The 18,577-nt window shown below is 56.5% G+C and carries 16 protein-coding genes; 4 read left to right on the top strand and 12 right to left on the bottom strand.

Features of this window, described 5'->3' with window-relative positions; all coding sequences use genetic code 11:
• Positions 1 to 5: 5 nt before the first annotated feature.
• From sucA to sdhC, 5 genes are all read right to left on the bottom strand, one after another.
• Positions 6 to 2,813: a 2-oxoglutarate dehydrogenase E1 component gene (sucA, locus tag DG357_RS06710; protein WP_045261080.1), complete on the bottom strand. Its 2,808-nt coding sequence runs from the start codon at positions 2,811 to 2,813 to the stop codon at positions 6 to 8.
• A gap of 223 nt (positions 2,814 to 3,036) precedes the next feature.
• Positions 3,037 to 3,753, bottom strand: a complete 717-nt coding sequence (gene sdhB, locus DG357_RS06705) for a succinate dehydrogenase iron-sulfur subunit SdhB (protein WP_008501090.1) — start codon at positions 3,751 to 3,753, stop codon at positions 3,037 to 3,039.
• Between the two features lie 15 nt (positions 3,754 to 3,768).
• A complete protein-coding gene (gene sdhA, locus DG357_RS06700) occupies positions 3,769 to 5,535 on the bottom strand; it encodes a succinate dehydrogenase flavoprotein subunit (RefSeq protein ID WP_041910764.1) in 1,767 nt (588 codons plus the stop codon).
• Positions 5,535 to 5,882 carry a succinate dehydrogenase membrane anchor subunit gene (gene sdhD / locus DG357_RS06695; protein WP_003858621.1) on the bottom strand — a complete coding sequence of 116 codons (348 nt, stop codon included), beginning with the start codon at positions 5,880 to 5,882 and terminating at the stop codon, positions 5,535 to 5,537. Before sdhD ends, sdhA begins: the two co-directional genes overlap by 1 nt.
• The gene (gene sdhC / locus DG357_RS06690) at positions 5,876 to 6,280 is read right to left on the bottom strand and encodes a succinate dehydrogenase cytochrome b556 subunit (protein WP_026080740.1); all 405 of its coding nucleotides are present in this window, start codon (positions 6,278 to 6,280) and stop codon (positions 5,876 to 5,878) included. Before sdhC ends, sdhD begins: the two co-directional genes overlap by 7 nt.
• A 638-nt stretch (positions 6,281 to 6,918) precedes the next feature.
• Here sdhC and DG357_RS06675 point away from each other — a divergent pair.
• Positions 6,919 to 8,202 (top strand): citrate synthase, encoded by a 1,284-nt coding sequence (locus tag DG357_RS06675; RefSeq protein ID WP_028012378.1) that lies wholly within the window; start codon positions 6,919 to 6,921, stop codon positions 8,200 to 8,202.
• A gap of 119 nt (positions 8,203 to 8,321) precedes the next feature.
• Here DG357_RS06675 and nei read toward each other — a convergent pair whose 3' ends face one another.
• The 7 genes from nei to DG357_RS06640 form a co-directional block, all read right to left on the bottom strand.
• The gene (gene nei / locus DG357_RS06670) at positions 8,322 to 9,113 is read right to left on the bottom strand and encodes an endonuclease VIII (protein WP_063438221.1); all 792 of its coding nucleotides are present in this window, start codon (positions 9,111 to 9,113) and stop codon (positions 8,322 to 8,324) included.
• A gap of 18 nt (positions 9,114 to 9,131) precedes the next feature.
• Complete coding sequence (pxpA, locus tag DG357_RS06665) at positions 9,132 to 9,872, bottom strand: 5-oxoprolinase subunit PxpA (protein ID WP_088205145.1); 741 nt, start codon at positions 9,870 to 9,872, stop codon at positions 9,132 to 9,134.
• Entirely contained in the window at positions 9,859 to 10,791 is a 933-nt protein-coding gene (pxpC, locus tag DG357_RS06660; RefSeq protein WP_028012375.1) for a 5-oxoprolinase subunit PxpC, read from the bottom strand. The genes pxpA and pxpC overlap by 14 nt, the downstream gene beginning before the upstream one ends.
• Positions 10,785 to 11,441 carry a 5-oxoprolinase subunit PxpB gene (gene pxpB, locus DG357_RS06655; protein ID WP_088205146.1) on the bottom strand — a complete coding sequence of 219 codons (657 nt, stop codon included), beginning with the start codon at positions 11,439 to 11,441 and terminating at the stop codon, positions 10,785 to 10,787. The genes pxpC and pxpB overlap by 7 nt, the downstream gene beginning before the upstream one ends.
• Before the next feature lie 14 nt (positions 11,442 to 11,455).
• On the bottom strand, positions 11,456 to 12,199 hold the full coding sequence (locus tag DG357_RS06650; RefSeq protein ID WP_028012373.1) for a type 2 GTP cyclohydrolase I: 744 nt from the start codon (positions 12,197 to 12,199) through the stop codon (positions 11,456 to 11,458).
• Between the two features lie 10 nt (positions 12,200 to 12,209).
• Entirely contained in the window at positions 12,210 to 13,622 is a 1,413-nt protein-coding gene (phrB, locus tag DG357_RS06645) for a deoxyribodipyrimidine photo-lyase (RefSeq protein ID WP_088205147.1), read from the bottom strand.
• Positions 13,623 to 14,224: 602 nt separating this feature from the next.
• Complete coding sequence (locus tag DG357_RS06640) at positions 14,225 to 14,431, bottom strand: YbfA family protein (RefSeq protein ID WP_014069366.1); 207 nt, start codon at positions 14,429 to 14,431, stop codon at positions 14,225 to 14,227.
• Between the two features lie 308 nt (positions 14,432 to 14,739).
• Between DG357_RS06640 and kdpF the strand changes: the two genes are divergently transcribed.
• Genes kdpF through kdpB form a run of 3 tightly spaced genes read left to right on the top strand, consistent with a single transcriptional unit; the run spans position 14,740 to position 18,575 of the window.
• A complete protein-coding gene (gene kdpF / locus DG357_RS06635; RefSeq protein WP_014069365.1) occupies positions 14,740 to 14,829 on the top strand; it encodes a K(+)-transporting ATPase subunit F in 90 nt (29 codons plus the stop codon).
• Complete coding sequence (gene kdpA, locus DG357_RS06630; protein ID WP_088205148.1) at positions 14,829 to 16,508, top strand: potassium-transporting ATPase subunit KdpA; 1,680 nt, start codon at positions 14,829 to 14,831, stop codon at positions 16,506 to 16,508. The genes kdpF and kdpA overlap by 1 nt, the downstream gene beginning before the upstream one ends.
• Before the next feature lie 18 nt (positions 16,509 to 16,526).
• Positions 16,527 to 18,575: a potassium-transporting ATPase subunit KdpB gene (gene kdpB / locus DG357_RS06625; protein WP_048957828.1), complete on the top strand. Its 2,049-nt coding sequence runs from the start codon at positions 16,527 to 16,529 to the stop codon at positions 18,573 to 18,575.
• Positions 18,576 to 18,577 lie beyond the last annotated feature (2 nt).

The following is an 18,577-nucleotide window of genomic DNA, read 5'->3' as shown; positions in this document are numbered from 1 at the left end:
TTTAATTAATCGACGTTCAGCGCGTCATTGACCAGATCTTGTTGCTGCTTCTGGTGAACGGACATATACCCTACCGCCGGAGAGGCGGAGGCCGGGCGACCTGCATAGCGCAGGGCTGACCCAAATGGAATCACTTCACGGAAATGATGCTGGCTGCAGTACCATGCGCCCTGGTTGAGCGGCTCTTCCTGGCACCAGACAAAATCATGTACGTGAGCGTACTGTTTCAGCACTTCCTGCATCGCCTGATGCGGGAACGGATAAAGCTGTTCGATACGCACGATGGCGACATCTTTCTGATCGTTCTTGCGGCGCTGTTCCAGCAGGTCGTAATAAACCTTACCAGAACACATCACCACACGCTTCACGGCCTGCGGATCCAGCTCGTCAATTTCACCGATGGCCGGCAGGAAGGTACCGTTCGCCAGCTCTTCCAGGCTGGACACCGCCAGCGGATGACGCAGCAGGGATTTCGGCGACATCACCACCAGCGGACGGCGCATACCGCGCAGCGCCTGACGACGCAGCATGTGGTACACCTGAGCCGGGGTGGACGGCACGCAGACCTGCATGTTCTGCTCGGCGCAGAGCTGCAGATAACGTTCCAGACGCGCGGAGGAGTGCTCCGGACCCTGGCCTTCATAACCGTGCGGCAGGAGCATCACCAGGCCACACATGCGGCCCCACTTCTGCTCGCCGGAGGAGATGAACTGGTCGATAACGACCTGCGCACCGTTGGCGAAGTCGCCGAACTGCGCTTCCCAGATGGTCAGGGTGCGCGGTTCCGCCGTGGCGTAGCCGTATTCGAATGCCAGGACCGCTTCTTCAGACAGCACGGAGTCCCAGACCTTGAACTGGCCCTGACCGTTATGCACGTGCTGCAGCGGAGTGTAGGTTGAACCGTTAGACTGGTTGTGAACCACTGCGTGACGGTGGAAGAAGGTCCCGCGGCCCGCGTCCTCACCGGACAGACGAACAGGAATGCCTTCGTCAACCAGCGTTGCGTAGGCCAGCGTTTCCGCCCCGCCCCAGTCGAACAGCTTCTCGCCTGCCGCCATGGACTGACGGTCGGCGTAGATTTTCGCCACGCGAGACTGCATCTCGATAGCGTCCGGCACGGTGCTGATGCGTTTAGCCAGCTCCTGCAGGCGCTTCATCTCAACCTTGTTCGGGTAGCTCTCATCCCACTCGTGGTTGAGGTACGGCGACCAGGTAAAGGAGTGCATGTTCATCGGACGCAGCTCTTTCACCACGCATTCACCCGCGTCCAGCGCGTCGCGGTAGAGGTTGACCATTTCGGTCGCATCTTCCAGCGTCGCCACCTTGTCGCTTTCCAGCTTGTCAGCATAGATTTTGCGCGGGGTCGGGTGTTTTTTGATTTTCTGGTACATCAGCGGCTGGGTTGCACTTGGCTCATCCGCTTCGTTGTGGCCGTGACGGCGGTAGCAGAAGAGGTCAATGAACACATCGCGCTTAAAAGTATTACGGAAGTCCAGCGCCAGACGGGTAACGAAAGCAACGGCTTCCGGGTCATCCGCATTAACGTGGAAGATTGGCGCCTGTACCATCTTACCGATGTCGGTGCAGTACGGGGTAGAACGGGCATCCAGCGGGTTAGAGGTGGTGAAGCCCACCTGGTTGTTGATCACGATGCGAACGGTACCGCCCACTTCATAACCACGCGCTTTCGACATGTTCAGGGTTTCCTGAACCACGCCCTGCCCTGTGACCGCCGCATCACCGTGGATGGTGATTGGCAGCACTTTATTGCTGCTCGGCTCGTCCAGACGATCCAGACGCGCGCGCACGGAACCGATAACCACCGGGCTGACGATTTCCAGGTGTGACGGGTTAAACGCCAGCGCCAGGTGAACCAGACCGCCTTCGGTTTCGATATCTGACGAGAAGCCCATGTGGTACTTCACGTCGCCGGTGCCGAGGTGTTCTTTATGTTTGCCCGCGAATTCGTCGAACAGGTCCTGCGGTTTTTTACCCAGCACGTTGACCAGCACGTTCAGACGACCACGGTGCGCCATGCCGAGCACCACTTCACGGGTGCCGCTCTTGCCTGCGTGGCGAATCAGCTCTTTCAGCATCGGCACCAGCGCGTCGCCGCCTTCCAGCGAGAAGCGTTTTGCGCCCGGGAACTTCGCGCCCAGATAGCGCTCAAGCCCTTCCGCTGCGGTCAGTTCGCTGAGGAAGCGTTTCTTCTCGTCGGCCGAGAAGGTCGCGTGGCCCGCTACGGATTCGATGCGCTGCTGGATCCAGCGTTTCTCTTCGGTAGAGGTAATGTGCATATATTCCGCGCCGATGGAGCCGCAGTAGGTTTGCTTGAGCGCGTCAATCAGATCGCCCAGCTTCATCGTGTCTTTGCCGATGGCAAAGGAACCTACGTTAAAGCTTTCCTGGAAATCGGCCTCGGTCAGATCGTGATACGCCGGATCGAGATCGGCCACACGTTCCTGCTGCCACAGTCCCAGCGGATCGAGATTCGCATGCTGGTGACCGCGGAAGCGATAAGCGTTGATAAGCTGCAGGACTTTAACCTGCTTCGCATTGGTGTCAGGGTCGGAAATCGCAGAAGAGTAACGTGAGGCATCCTTCGCCAGACGACGGAAATAATCACGTGTTTTGGAATGGAATTGATCCGGTTTGACCCCTGTACCAGGCAACTGCTGGAACATGGAACGCCAGTTTGCGTCCACTGAGTCAGGATCGGTTAAGAAGTCTTCATAGAGCTGTTCTATCCAGCTCTGGTTGGCACCAGAGAGGTAAGAAGAGTCCAGCCAGGCTTTCATTGCGCCGTTCTGCATCGTGATCCCTTAAGCATTTTTATGCTTACTTTCGCCGTAGAAACTACCACGCACACCGCGTGTACGTGCCGGGGTTCACCTGCGAGCTCTTTTCATTTGGCCCGCGAAGGAACCTTTAGAAACTGTCTAGACTTCAGGGCAGTTTTTAAAGGTTTCTGCAATTTATTCCCTCTCCCTTTGGGAGAGGGTTAGGGTAAGGGGAACAGCGCTCCCCTCTCACTACTTACGCACTGCGCTGCAGCAGCATCGACTTAATATGGCCGATGGCGCGCGTCGGGTTCAGCCCCTTCGGACACACACTGACGCAGTTCATGATGCTATGGCAGCGGAATACGCTGAAAGCGTCACTTAATCCTTCCAGACGGCTGTCGGTTTCGGTGTCGCGGCTGTCGATCAGGAAGCGATAGGCAGCCAGCAGACCCGCAGGGCCGATAAACTTGTCCGGGTTCCACCAGAACGACGGGCAGGACGTTGAACAGCATGCGCAGAGAATACACTCGTACAGACCATCGAGTTTTTCACGCTGCTCAGGAGACTGTAAGTGCTCGCGAGCGGGTGGATTTTGCCCATTATTCAATAAGTAAGGCTTAATCTTCTCATATTGTGCATAGAATTGCCCCATGTCTACCACCAAATCACGCACGACCGGCAGGCCTGGCAGAGGACGGATAACAATTTTCTGACCAGGACGCTGCAGCGCTGAAATTGGCGTGATACAGGCCAGGCCGTTTTTGCCGTTCATGTTCACACCGTCAGAGCCACATACCCCTTCACGGCAGGAGCGGCGGAACGACAGCGTAGGATCTTTTTCTTTCAGCTGGATTAAGGCATCCAGCAGCATCATGTCACGACCTTCTTCCGCTTCGAGGGTATAGTCCTGCATGCGCGGAGCGTCATCAACATCCGGGTTATAACGATAAACTGAGAATTCGAGTTTCATTATCCTGTCTCCGCATTAGTAAGTACGAATCTTCGGCGGGAACGCCGGACGCAGTTTCGGTTCCATGTTGACGTTACGACGCGTCATGGTTTCCGACTCTGGCAGATACAGGGAATGGCACAGCCAGTTTTCATCGTCACGATCCGGGAAGTCGAAGCGGCTATGGGCGCCACGGCTTTCGGTACGGAAGTTTGCCGACATCGCGGTTGCGAATGCGGTTTCCATCAGGTTATCCAGCTCCAGGCACTCAACGCGCTGGGTGTTGAACTCGCTGGAGGTGTCGTCCAGACGGGCATTTTTCAGACGCTCGCGGATCGCCTTCAGCTGCTCAAGGCCTTTGGCCATCGCATCGCCTTCGCGGAATACCGAGAAGTTGTGCTGCATGCACTCCTGCAGCGCTTTACGGATTTCCACCGGATCTTCGCCGTTACGGTTACCGTTCCAGCGGTTGAGGCGTTCAAGAGAGGCGTCGATTTCGTCGTCGGTTGCATCACGCAGCGCGCCCTGCTCGGCAATGGACTCCTGCAGATGCAGACCCACCGCACGACCAAATACCACCAGGTCCAGCAGGGAGTTGCCGCCCAGACGGTTGGCGCCGTGTACGGATACGCAGGCGATTTCGCCTACCGCGAACAGGCCAGGAATGACCACGTCTTCGCCCTGCTCGTTCACGGTCAGCGCCTGACCGGTCACTTTGGTCGGAATACCGCCCATCATATAGTGGCAGGTTGGGATAACCGGAATCGGCTCTTTCACCGGATCGACGTGCGCGAAAGTACGGGACAGTTCCAGGATGCCCGGCAGACGGGATTCCAGCACTTCTTTACCCAGATGGTCGAGCTTCAGCTTCGCGTGTGGACCCCATGGGCCATCGCAGCCGCGGCCTTCACGGATTTCGATCATGATGGAACGCGCCACCACGTCACGACCCGCCAGGTCTTTCGCATTCGGGGCATAACGCTCCATGAAGCGCTCGCCGTGTTTGTTCAGCAGGTAGCCACCTTCACCGCGGCAGCCTTCGGTGACCAGCACGCCCGCACCGGCGATACCGGTTGGGTGGAACTGCCACATCTCCATGTCCTGCACCGGTACGCCGGCGCGAATAGCCATACCGACACCGTCACCGGTGTTGATGTGGGCGTTAGTGGTGGACTGATAAATACGGCCCGCACCGCCGGTCGCCAGCACGGTCGCGCGGGCTTTGAAGTAAACCACTTCACCGGTTTCGATGCACAGTGCGGTACAGCCAACAATTGCGCCATCGGCGTTTTTCACCAGATCCAGCGCATACCACTCGGAGAAGATGGTGGTGTGGTTTTTCAGGTTCTGCTGATACAGGGTGTGCAGCAGCGCGTGACCGGTACGGTCAGCCGCCGCCGCGGTGCGTGCCGCCTGCTCGCCGCCGAAGTTTTTCGACTGGCCGCCAAACGGACGCTGATAGATGGTGCCGTTTTCCAGACGGGAGAACGGCAGACCCATGTGATCCAGCTCCAGAATCGCTTCCGGGCCGGTTTTACACATATATTCGATGGCATCCTGGTCGCCGATATAGTCGGAACCTTTTACCGTGTCGTACATGTGCCATTCCCAGTTATCTTCATGGGAGTTACCCAGCGCAACGGTAATACCGCCCTGCGCGGACACAGTGTGGGAACGGGTCGGGAACACTTTAGAGAGCAGCGCACAGGTCTGGCCGCTCTGGGAAATTTGCAGTGCGGCGCGCATACCTGCGCCACCCGCACCAATCACAACAGCATCAAATTCTCTGACTGGCAGTTTCATTACACACCCCACACCACAACAAATCCATAAATGACGTAAACCAGCAGCGCAACAACAATAATCAGTTGCAGCGGAAGGCGAATCGCCAGCGGTTTAACGTAATCGGTCAACACCTGCCACATGCCGATCCAGGCATGGATAAGGATGGAGAACAGGGCCAGCAGGGTGAACACTTTGGTGAAGGCCGATCCGAAGAAACCACTCCAGATTTCCCACGTCAGCGTGCCGCTGGTCGCGAAGAAACCGATCATATAGATGATGTAAAGCGTGAGGACGATGGCGGTAGCGCGGACCAGAATGAAGTCATGTACGCCGTTGCGTCCTAATGCGGAGGCGTTGCTTACCATACGAGAACTCCTGCGAGAAGTGAAAGCACGACAGTGATCACAAATGAAATGTTCGCGGTACGTTTCCCGGCCTCGAACGTCTCTTCCAGATAGCCAAAGTCCATCAGCATGTGGCGTACGCCGCCAACAACGTGATAGGCCAGCGCGGTGAGAATGCCCCACATGATAAATTTCACGAAGAAGCTATTCATGATGGCCGAGGCCTGGAGGAATCCTTCAGGGGAAGAGAGGCTGGTGCCCAGTAACCACAGCAAAATACCGACCGCCACAAACGTAATCACACCAGAAACACGGTGCAGAATGGACGCTATTGCTGTTACGGGGAACCGGATCGTTTTGAGATCCAGATTGACAGGTCTTTGTTTTTTCACATTTCTTATCATGAATAACGCCCACATGCTGTTCTTATTGTTTCCTTCCTCCGGACTGCGATGCGGGTCAAGCAGCGTTCCTTTTCTATAACTGCGCGTCATGCAAAACATTGCTTCCAAATGCTAAAACGACACGTTACAACGCTGGGTGGCTCGGGATTGCAGGGTGTTCCGGAGACCTGGCGGCAGTATAGGCCGTTCACAAAATCATTACAATTAACCTACATACAGTTTGTTGGGTTTTCTCTGGAACAGTGATCAGGGTCACGATAACAACATCTTTTTAATTTTTAATCATCTGATTTGACAAATGTTAAACAATATTGTTACAAACGTCATCAGAAAAGGCATATAATGCGCAAAAGTTATGAGGTCTCTCTTTCACCTGACAAATAGTTATGTAACAGTGTGATGGTATTGACCGAAGTTATCAGGACAGTTATTAGTGATATACAGGTTTGAATAATTCGGACTGCAAAAACGCTGATTTGCTGTTGTTTCACTGATATTTCATTCGTTTACCTGCAAGGCGCCATAGCTCTGTACCCTGGTTACTCCTCGTGAGCTGAGCGGTAAGCCAAATAACAATCTGGTAACGGTGATTAACAGCTGAAGGCAAATCCGGTAAAAGCAGTCTTAAGCATAAGGCGCTAAGGAGACCGTAAATGGCTGATACAAAGGCAAAACTCACCCTAAATGGTGATGATGCTATTGAACTGGATGTGCTAAAAGGCACGCTCGGTCAGGATGTTATTGATATCCGTACGCTGGGTTCCAAAGGAGTATTTACCTTTGACCCTGGATTTACCTCTACCGCATCTTGCGAATCCAAAATCACCTACATTGACGGTGACGAAGGTATCCTGCTCCATCGCGGCTTCCCCATCGATCAGTTAGCCACCGAATCCAACTATCTGGAAGTGTGCTACATCCTGCTTAACGGCGAAAAGCCGACGCAGGCGCAGTACGATGAATTCAAAACCACCGTAACCCGTCACACCATGATCCATGAGCAGATTACCCGTCTGTTCCATGCGTTCCGTCGTGACTCTCACCCAATGGCGGTGATGTGCGGGATTACCGGTGCGCTGGCGGCGTTCTACCACGACTCACTTGACGTGAATAACCCGCGTCACCGTGATATCGCGGCGTTCCGCCTGCTGTCCAAAATGCCGACCATGGCGGCGATGTGCTACAAATACTCCATCGGCCAGCCGTTTGTGTATCCGCGTAACGACCTCTCCTACGCCGGCAACTTCCTGCGCATGATGTTCTCCACGCCGTGCGAAGAGTATGAAGTGAATCCGGTGCTGGAACGCGCGATGGACCGTATTTTGATCCTGCACGCTGACCACGAGCAGAACGCCTCTACCTCTACTGTCCGTACCGCAGGCTCTTCAGGCGCGAACCCGTTCGCCTGTATCGCTGCGGGCATCGCCTCCCTGTGGGGACCGGCGCACGGCGGCGCGAACGAAGCGGCGCTGAAGATGCTGGAAGAGATCAGCACCGTTGAGCACATTCCAGAGTTCGTGCGTCGCGCGAAAGACAAGAATGACTCCTTCCGCCTGATGGGCTTCGGTCACCGTGTTTACAAAAACTACGACCCGCGCGCAACCGTTATGCGTGAGACCTGCCATGAAGTGCTGAAAGAGCTGGGCACCAAAGACGATCTGCTGGAAGTGGCGATGGAGCTGGAACACATCGCGCTGAACGACCCGTACTTCATCGAGAAGAAACTCTACCCGAACGTCGATTTCTACTCTGGCATTATTCTGAAAGCGATGGGCATTCCGTCTTCCATGTTCACCGTGATCTTCGCCATGGCGCGTACCGTGGGCTGGATTGCGCACTGGAACGAAATGCACAGCGAAGGCATGAAAATCGCCCGTCCTCGTCAGCTGTACACCGGCTACGAGCAGCGTGATTTTAAGTCTGACCTGAAGCGCTAAAAAACGTTGGGTGCGGCCTGATGCCCTCACCCCGGCCCTCTCCCACAGGGAGAGGGTGAAAACATTAAAAACGGCAACTTTCGTTGCCGTTTTGCTTTTACCTCCGCCACCCGGCTTTTTTACATCTGGCACCGAGGGCACCAGTAAAACGGTCTGGAAGAGATCGTAGCCTTCTCAATCACCCCACCACAACGCTCGCACTTTTTCCCCGCCCGATGGAACACCTTAAAGCGGAACAGCGCCCCGTGATGTTTGTTCTCATCCACCAGGCCGCGCGTGTTGTACGACAGCCGCGGAATATCCAGCAGCGCGTGCGACAGCGCGTCCAGCTGTTCCTCGCTAAGCTGAGAGGCCTTGCGCTGAGGAGCCAGCCCCACTTGCCAAAGGATTTCCACCCGCAGATAGTTGCCTAATCCCGCCAGAAAAGCCTGATCGAGCAACAATCCGGAAAACTGGCGGTTGCGGAATTTGGGCGATAACAGTCGGGCCTTCACGTCGCTCGCCGTCAGGCGCATGTCCAGCACGTCCGGCCCGACGCGCTGTAAGAACGGATGCGTCAGCAGCTGCTCCGGCGTTAACATTTCGATATCAGAGGCGCTGTAGAGCAGGATCGCCTTATCCGCCGTTTGTAACCGGACGCGCAGCACGCGCGTCGTTTGCGGTTGCTCGTCCGCATCGACGACGCGCCACACACCGTAGAGCTGGTTATGGCTATATAACGTCAGGTTATGGGAAAAATGCGTGAGCAACGCTTTGCCGCGCGTTTCAATATGGGTCACCGTCTGTCCCACCAGCTCTGTTTCAAACGGCTTAAGTTGAGGAAAGGCAAACCAGACATCGGTCAGCGGTTTGCCCTTTATCGCCGCCTCCAGGCTATCCGCCGCGCGGCGGATCTCCGGACCTTCAGGCATGTCATTGTCCTTTTATAATCAATCTGCGCTGACGAGAATGCCCTCTTCAGAGAACGCCGCCCGCAGGCGTCGCGCAAACTGGAGCGCATGCTCCCCGTCGCCGTGTAAACACACCGTATCGGCCTGAACATTTGCGGATGTTCCATCCACGGCGGTCACCCGCCCGAAGCGCACCATCGCCAGCGTCTGCGCCAGCGCTTTATTTTCGTCAGTAATCAGCGCACCGGCCTGCGTGCGCGGCACCAGGCTGCCGTCCGGCATGTATCCCCGATCGGCAAAGACTTCCTGCCGCGTCGTCAGCCCCAGCCGTTCTCCGGCACGAATAAGCTCGCTACCCGCCAGGCCAACCAGAATCAGCTGCGGATTGCAGTCCCGCACCGCGCGGGAAATCGCCTCCGCCAGCGCCGGATCTTTCGCTGCCTGGTTATAGAGCATGCCGTGCGGTTTGACGTGACGCAGCACGCCATGCTCAGCGCGCGCTATCGCCTCCAGCGCGCCGATTTGGTAGAGCACCTGAGCGTAGACCGTCTCAGGGGGCAGATCCATCGCCGTACGGCCAAAGTTCTCCCGGTCCGGGAAGCTCGGGTGAGCGCCAATCGCCACGCCGTTTTTAATGGCATTACGCACGCTCTCCAGCATGGTTTGCGCATCGCCCGCGTGAAAACCGCAGGCGATATTGACCGAGGAGACCAGGGTCATCAGTTCCGCATCGGCGCTGCTGCCCTCCCCCAGATCGGCGTTTAAATCAATCTTTACCATCAAGCCTCCACGCCAGCTGTTCGAGATAGCGCTGCCGATCCTGCCGCGCCTTTAGCGCCTCCTCCAGCGTACACTGCACAAAATGTATCGGCTGACCGAGAGGGATTTGCGCCAGATGGTAGCGATCCGCTTCGATAATGCAGGCAATACGCGGATAGCCGCCGGTAGTTTGCGCGTCGTTCATCAGTACGATGGGCTGCCCGTTGCCCGGCACCTGAATCACCCCCGGCAGCAGCCCGTGGGAAAGCAGCTCCCGGTCAGTCGTGCGGGTCAGCGGCTGCCCCTGAAGCCGGTAACCCATACGGTTACTCTGCGGGCTGATTTTCCACGGCGAACGCCAGAAAGACTCTTTCGAGGCTTCATCAAACTCCTGATATTCTGGTCCCGGCAAGGCGCGGATCACGTTCCCCCACAACAGCTGCTTCACGCCCTGCGTGGTGGTGAAATGGCGCGCTGATGGCTTAATCGCAAGACGATCGCCGTCGCGCAGCAGCCGTCCTTCATGGCCGCCCATTCCCGCTTTCTGGTCGGTGCTGGACGACCCCAACACCTCCGGCACGTCGATGCCCCCCGCCACGGCAAGATAGCTGCGCACGCCGTGCAGAGGACGCTTAAGCGTCAGACGCTGCCCGGCTTTCGCCCGCAATCGCCAGCCGGTCCACACCGCTTTGCCGTCCAGCGTCGCGTCACAGCCTGCGCCGGTTAAGGCGAACCAGGTCTCCTCACCAAATTCAATAACGCACTGACCCAGCGTAATTTCTAACGCCGCCGTGCTGCCCGCGTTGCCTACCAGCAGGTTGGCAATCTCCAGCGAAGGACGATCGAGCGCACCGCAGTAGCTCACGCCGGACTGGCGCATGCCAAAGCGTCCGGCATCCTGAACGGAGGTATAAAGCCCCGCGCGAATAAGCGTTAACATACCCCCTCCTTCTGCGGGATAAAGCGCAGGGTATCACCCGGACGCAGTAGGATCGGTGCCTCCTGCCCCGGTTTAAATAGTGGCATAGAGGTGTGCCCGATAAGCTGCCAGCCGCCCGGTGAAGTAAGCGGATAAATTCCGGTTTGTTCACCGCCAATTGCCACCGTTCCTGCGGGTACGCTCAGGCGCGGCTCAGCCCGACGCGGGGTATGCAGCCGGGGAGATAATCCGCCCAGATACGGAAAGCCCGGCTGAAAACCCAGAAACCAGACGACGTAATCCACCGAGCTGTGCAGCTCCACAACCTGCTTTACTGTTAATCCACAGTGTTCGGCCACCACGCCCAGGTCAGGGCCACCTTTGCCGCCATAGACAACCGGGATCTCAATCGTCCGCGATTCTGGCTCCAGCGCCTCGCTCTCTTCCCACCAGCGCTGCAGACGCTCAATGGCATCCAGCGCCCCGGTGTGCGGATCGCGTAGCACCACGGTGATATTATTCATACCCGGAATAGCTTCAACCACGCCGGGTAGCTCGGGCAGCCGCTGAGCCAGGCGCCAGATACGCTTTTGCGTGGCAAGCGTCACGGGAGGCTCAAGCTCCAGAACTACCGCGGTTTCACCCAGAAGATAACAACGCGCTCGCTGCACTTAACTACCTCTCATCAGGCCGGATTAGGAATATCAATAAAGGTCACATCCAGATCGGTATTTTCCGTCAGCCACTCGCTGAGGGCGCGAATACCGCCGCGCTCGGTAGCGTGGTGGCCTGCCGCGTAGAAATGCAGCCCCTGCTCGCGGGCAGAGTGAACCGTCTGCTCGGAAACTTCGCCGGTAATAAACGCATCAACACCAAAGCGCGCGGCGCTGTCGATAAAGCCCTGGCCGCCGCCGGTACACCACGCCACGCGCTTCACGGTATCCGGCCCGGTATCTCCACACCACAGCGGACGACGCCCCAGCCGCGCTTCGATCCACGATGCCAGCTCCAGCCCCGGTACCGGCATCGACAGTTCGCCCCACGGCACCAGCGGCTCGATTTCACCCATCACGGTAATCCCTAACAGCTGTGCCAGCTGGACGTTATTTCCCAGTTCAGGATGCGCATCCAGCGGCAGATGGTAACCGTACAGGTTGATATCATTCGACAGCAGCGTTTTGAGGCGGTTGCGCTTCATGCCGCGGATAATCGGCGATTCGTTTTTCCAGAAGTAACCGTGATGGACAATCACCGCGTCGGCTTCCTGACGCACCGCCTCATCCAGCAGCGCCTGGCTTGCCGTCACGCCGGTGATGATTTTCTGCACCGTTTCGCGCCCTTCGACCTGCAGGCCATTCGGGCCATAGTCGCTAAAGGAGGCGGTATTAAGTTTTTCGTTAATCAGGCGTTCCAGTTCACTGTTTTTCATCATCATTCTCTCAAACTTTTCGTGCGGCTTCGTACGCCGCCAGCGTGGCGACGCGCGCCTGTTTATGGTCGACAATCGGGCGGGGATAATCGAGCTTTACGCCCTGTTTATCCGCCCATGCCCACGGGTCATGGATCGCTTTTTCAGGAACGTTCCTGAGCGCGGGCAACCAGCGGCGAATAAAGTCGCCGTTGGCATCAAATTTTTGCCCCTGAGTGGTCGGATTAAAAATCCTGAAATAGGGAGCCGCATCGGTGCCGGTAGAGGCCGCCCACTGCCAGCCACCGTTATTCGCAGCCAGATCGCCATCGATCAGCTGAGAAATAAAATAGCGCTCTCCGATTCGCCAGTCGATAAGCAGATCTTTCACCAGGAAGCTCGCGGTAATCATTCGCAGACGATTGTGCATCCACCCGGTTTCATTTAGCTGGCGCATAGCGGCGTCCACAATCGGATAGCCCGTCTCCCCTTTTTGCCAGGCCTGTAAAAGTGCCTCATCGTGCTGCCATTTTACGCTGTCGGTCCACGGAATGAACGGACGATGCTTGCAGAGATTGGGATGGTACGTCATCAGATGGCGGTAGAATTCACGCCAGATAAGTTCGTTCAGCCACACCGAGCCCGCACCACCGTCCAGCGCCTGCGGCTGTTCGGCCAGAAGACGATGCAAACACTGGCGAGGAGAGAGCACGCCCAGCGCCAGGCAGGCCGATAACCGGCTTGTCCCTTCAATTGCCGGGAAATCCCTGCGCGCGTCGTATTCTCCCGCGCCCTGCTTGCAAAACTGGCGCAGCTTCGCAATAGCGGCCTTCTCACTGGCAGGGAACAGAAGTTCATCAAATGCCCGTTGGGGATAGTTGAACGTTAATTCGGGGAGATCGGTTATAGCCTCTCCTCTGGCGGCGGGCGCGGGTACGCACTCCGGCAGCGCCTCTTTCAGGCGCTTAACAAAAGCATTTTTAAACGGCGTAAACACTTTATACATTTCGTGACCGCCGGTCATAACGCTGCCCGGAGCCAGCATCACGCTGTCATCAAATCCCTCACATACCACCTCTCCCAGCATTTTCTCCAGCTGGCGGTCCCGCTGCTGTTCGTTCAGTTCGTACTGGTAGTTATAAAAAAGATGCGTGACGCCGTTCTGCTGACATATCTCCTGCAGCATATGAAGCTGCGCGGTAAAATCGCTGACCTCTTTGTAGATCAGCGGAATGCCTTTCCCGGCAAGCGCGTGCTGCAGTTCATTCAGGTGTGATTTGAGGTAAGCCGCCTGCCGTGGAGCCATATCATGCCGCTGCCACTGCTCAGGCGTGGCGATAAATAGCGCCAGCACGCTGGCGTCATCAGAGCGGCAGGCTGCCGCGAGAGCGATGTTGTCATGTACGCGCAAATCCGCGCGAAACCAAACCAGATGGGTGGGCATAAAACTCCAGGCTATTGTCCATTATGTCCATAAGGGCATGCCATACAAGGAAAAAGCATGCATAGAACTACTTTGCCATGAAGTGTAGACGGGATGAAATAAAAAAGGCCGCCCGGGGCGGCCTTAACGCTACTTGTCCTGCGCTATCGTGGTTAAAGCGACAAACGCATTAGGTTCATCACTCTTTACAACGAGTACGCTGGCGACAATGAACGCGATGCATATATAGCGTTTCACTATGCGGTCCCTGCTGCTAACCGCTCCACCGTTCACCACCGGTGATAAATCGGTGGACACAAGCTCTGTGTGGAGCCTGACCTACGGTTGTTGTAACACCTCTCCCGGGACCGGTGCCCATTTGCGAGATGGCGGAAAGGGACGCAGCATGGTAAACATCACGTGAGCAAAACGTAACCCATTGAACCTGATATTAAGAATATATTTAGGATTGAGGCAGTTGCTTATTCAACCAGCAAACGTATGCTTATAAGCCTCTGTGTGAGAGCTTGAAAAAACCACCCAACGGACCGCGAATCCCGAGGGACAAAAAAACCGCCATATTGCTATTGGCGGTTTTTTTATGGCTACGTGTCCGCGTTGTATCAATAGAAATCGCAGGTCGCTTTCTCTGCCTGATCCATCCACACCGGCTTCTCGCTGGTTTTCGCCCAGACGCGGTGCAGATAGCTGTAAAAACGCGCGCGATCTTTCCAGAACAGCATCACCGGCAGGGCCAGCACGCCAGCCACTACGGCGAAAGTGCGACGCATGAACACGATATGAGCCGGATACTCTTTATAAAGATCCATTTTTTTCTCCCCTGTAGTTGGCCGGAAACCTTCTCCGGAAAATGTGAAATCTGTGACCTGGATAAAATAATATCGCTTTGCGTGTAATTTTACTACTCATCCGACCACTTATTTTTATCCATTTAGTGAATATTTACATTCGCGCCGTAATTAAGTTACAAAAAAGTTAATGATTTACTTATCAATAGTTAAATTGTGGGCTTTCCATTTTTATACTTTTTTTACACCCACCCTTCTGATTTTTGCGAAATCTTTGCGCCATAAATCCTACCGTTAGCACAACAACAAAAGTCACCCGGAGGTGGATTGTGAGTGCAGGTCTTATTGCCGGCATCGTGCTGGTGTTCCTGTTATTGGGTTATCTGGTCTATGCCCTGATTAACGCGGAGGCATTCTGATGGCTGCTCAGGCGTTTTTGCTTATTGCCAGCTTCTTAGTGGTATTGTTCGTCCTGGCAAGGCCGCTGGGAACGGGACTGGCGCGATTGATCAACAACGTCCCCCTGCCCGGCACGGGAAGCGTTGAAAAAGGGATCTGGCGCGTACTGGGGATAGTCGATCGGGAGATGAACTGGCGTGAATATCTGATCGCCATTCTGCTGCTGAATATCGTTGGGCTCATTGCGCTTTTTGCCATGCTGATGCTGCAGGGCATCCTGCCGCTGAATCCGCAAGAGTTACCGGGCCTGTCCTGGCATCTTGCGCTGAACACGGCGGTCAGTTTTGTCACTAACACCAACTGGCAGTCCTATGCCGGTGAAACCACGCTCAGCTATTTCAGCCAGATGGCTGGATTAACCGTGCAGAACTTCCTCTCTGCCGCCAGCGGTATCGCGGTAATTTTCGCGCTGACGCGCGCGTTTGCACGTCAGAAAATCGGTACCCTGGGTAACGCCTGGGTGGATCTGACGCGCATTACGCTGTGGATCCTGCTGCCGATTGCGCTGCTTATCGCGCTGTTCTTTATTCAGCAGGGCACCCTGCAAAACCTGCTGCCTTACGCCCCGTATACTTCGCTTGAAGGAGCAAAACAGATCCTGCCGATGGGGCCAGTGGCGTCGCAGGAAGCCATCAAGATGCTCGGCACCAACGGCGGCGGCTTCTTCAACGCCAACTCGTCGCATCCGTTTGAAAACCCTACCGCCCTGACCAATTTTGTGCAGATGCTGGCGATCTTCTTGATCCCCGCAGCGCTCTGTTTCGCCTTTGGTGATGTGGTCAACGATCGCCGTCAGGGCCGCACACTGCTCTGGACCATGTCGCTGATCTTTGTGGTCTGCGTAGCGCTGGTGATGTGGGCGGAATGGAACGGCAACAGCCATTTCATGCAGCTGGGAGCTGACAGCAATATCAACATGGAAGGTAAAGAGAGCCGCTTTGGCATTCTCGCCAGCAGCCTGTATGCGGTGGTCACCACGGCGGCCTCGTGCGGGGCGGTCAACGCCATGCACGATTCCTTTACGGCGCTGGGTGGCATGATCCCGATGTGGCTGATGCAGATTGGCGAAGTGGTGTTTGGCGGCGTGGGCTCCGGTCTTTACGGCATGCTGCTGTTCGTACTGCTGGCGGTATTTATTGCCGGTCTGATGATTGGCCGCACCCCGGAATACCTCGGTAAAAAAATCGACGTTCGCGAGATGAAACTAACCGCGCTGGCGATTCTGGTCACCCCGGCGCTTGTGCTGCTCGGCACCGCGCTGGCCCTGATGACCGAGGCCGGACGCAGCGGCATCTTTAATCCGGGCATTCACGGCTTTAGCGAAGTGCTGTATGCCGTCTCCTCGGCCGCCAACAACAACGGTAGTGCCTTTGCAGGCTTAAGCGCCAACTCTCCGTTCTGGAACTGTCTGCTGGCGTTCTGCATGTTCGTGGGCCGCTTCGGGATCATTGTGCCGGTTATGGCGATTGCCGGATCGCTGGTAAATAAAAAAATCCAACCGACCACCACCGGGACGTTACCGACCCACGGCGCGCTGTTTATCGGCCTGCTGACGGGCACCGTGTTGCTGGTCGGCGCCCTGACCTTTATCCCCGCCCTCGCGTTAGGCCCGGTCGCGGAAACTCTCTCTTTACGCTGATTTTGCGGAGTATTTGTCATGAGTCGTAAACAACTGGCCCTGCTCGAACCGACGTTAGTTCGTCAGGCGCTTATGGATGCGGTCAAAAAGCTGAGCCCGCGCGTGCAATGGCACAACCCGGTGATGTTTATCGTCTGGGCCGGCAGCGTCCTGACCACCGCACTGGCGATTGCCATGGGGACGGGTCACATGCCGGGAAACGCGATGTTTACCGGGGCCATCAGCCTGTGGCTGTGGTTTACCGTGCTATTCGCCAACTTTGCCGAAGCGCTGGCGGAAGGCCGGAGTAAAGCGCAGGCCAACAGCCTGAAAGGGGTGAAAAAAACGGCGTTTGCGCGGAAATTACGTGAACCGAAATACGGCGCGCAGATGGACCACGTTCCGGCGGATGAACTACGTAAAGGTGATGTGGTGCTGGTGGAAGCTGGCGACATCATCCCGTGCGACGGAGAAGTTATTGAAGGTGGCGCATCGGTAGATGAAAGCGCCATTACCGGGGAATCCGCACCTGTGATCCGTGAATCCGGCGGTGATTTTGCCTCCGTAACGGGTGGGACGCGCATTCTTTCCGACTGGCTGGTGATCCAGTGCAGCGTCAACCCGGGCGAAACCTTCCTCGACCGGATGATCGCCATGGTGGAAGGCGCTCAACGCCGTAAAACACCGAACGAAATTGCCCTGACCATCCTGCTGATAGCCTTGACCATCGTCTTCCTGCTGGCAACCGCGACGCTGTGGCCATTTTCCGCCTATGGCGGCACTCCGGTCACCATCACCGTACTGGTGGCGCTGCTGGTCTGCCTGATCCCCACCACCATCGGCGGCCTGCTGTCGGCCATCGGCGTGGCCGGCATGAGCCGTATGCTCGGTGCCAACGTTATCGCCACCAGCGGGCGTGCGGTTGAAGCCGCCGGTGACGTGGATGTCTTGCTGCTGGATAAAACCGGGACCATTACCCTCGGTAACCGCCAGGCGTCCGAATTCTTACCCGCCCCGGGCGTGGATGAAAAAACGCTGGCGGATGCGGCACAGCTCTCCTCGCTTGCCGATGAAACCCCGGAAGGCCGCAGTATCGTGATCCTCGCCAAGCAGCGCTTTAACCTGCGCCAGCGCGACGTTCAGAGCCTGCATGCCACCTTCGTGCCGTTTACGGCGCAAACCCGAATGAGCGGGATTAACATTCAGGATCGCATGATCCGTAAAGGCTCTGTTGACGCCATCCGTCGCCACATTGAGGCCAACAATGGCCACTTCCCGCCTGAAGTGGACAACCTGGTCGAAAGCGTAGCCCGTCAGGGGGCCACGCCGCTGGTGGTGGCAGAAGGCGCGAACGTGCTGGGCGTAATTGCCCTGAAAGATATCGTCAAAGGCGGCATTAAAGAGCGCTTTGCCCAGCTGCGTAAAATGGGCATTAAAACGGTGATGATCACCGGGGATAACCGTCTTACCGCCGCGGCGATTGCCGCCGAAGCGGGCGTGGATGATTTCCTTTCCGAAGCCACGCCGGAAGCGAAACTGGCGTTGATTCGTCAGTATCAGGCGGAAGGTCGTCTGGTGGCGATGACGGGTGACGGTACCAACGATGCCCCTGCCCTGGCGCAGGCCGACGTGGCGGTGGCGATGAACTCCGGTACCCAGGCGGCAAAAGAGGCGGGCAACATGGTCGACCTCGACTCTAACCCGACCAAGCTAATTGAGGTAGTGCACATCGGCAAACAGATGCTGATGACGCGCGGTTCGCTGACCACCTTCAGTATCGCCAACGACGTGGCGAAGTATTTCGCCATTATCCCGGCGGCCTTTGCGGCCACCTACCCGCAGCTCAATGCGCTGAACGTGATGCACCTGCACTCTCCGGCATCGGCCATTCTGAGCGCGGTGATTTTCAACGCCCTGATCATTGTCTTTCTTATTCCGCTGGCGCTGAAGGGCGTGAGCTATAAGCCGCTGACCGCCGCCGCCATGCTGCGCCGCAACCTGTGGATTTACGGCCTGGGCGGGCTGGTGGTGCCTTTCATCGGTATTAAGGCTATCGACCTGCTGTTGACCCTGTTCGGGCTGGTTTAAAA

The sequence above is a fragment of the Enterobacter bugandensis genome, from assembly GCF_900324475.1.
GTDB lineage: Bacteria > Pseudomonadota > Gammaproteobacteria > Enterobacterales > Enterobacteriaceae > Enterobacter > Enterobacter bugandensis.
The sequence above is the reverse complement of the archived record's forward strand: the minus strand, read 5'-3'. Positions and strand labels throughout refer to the sequence as shown.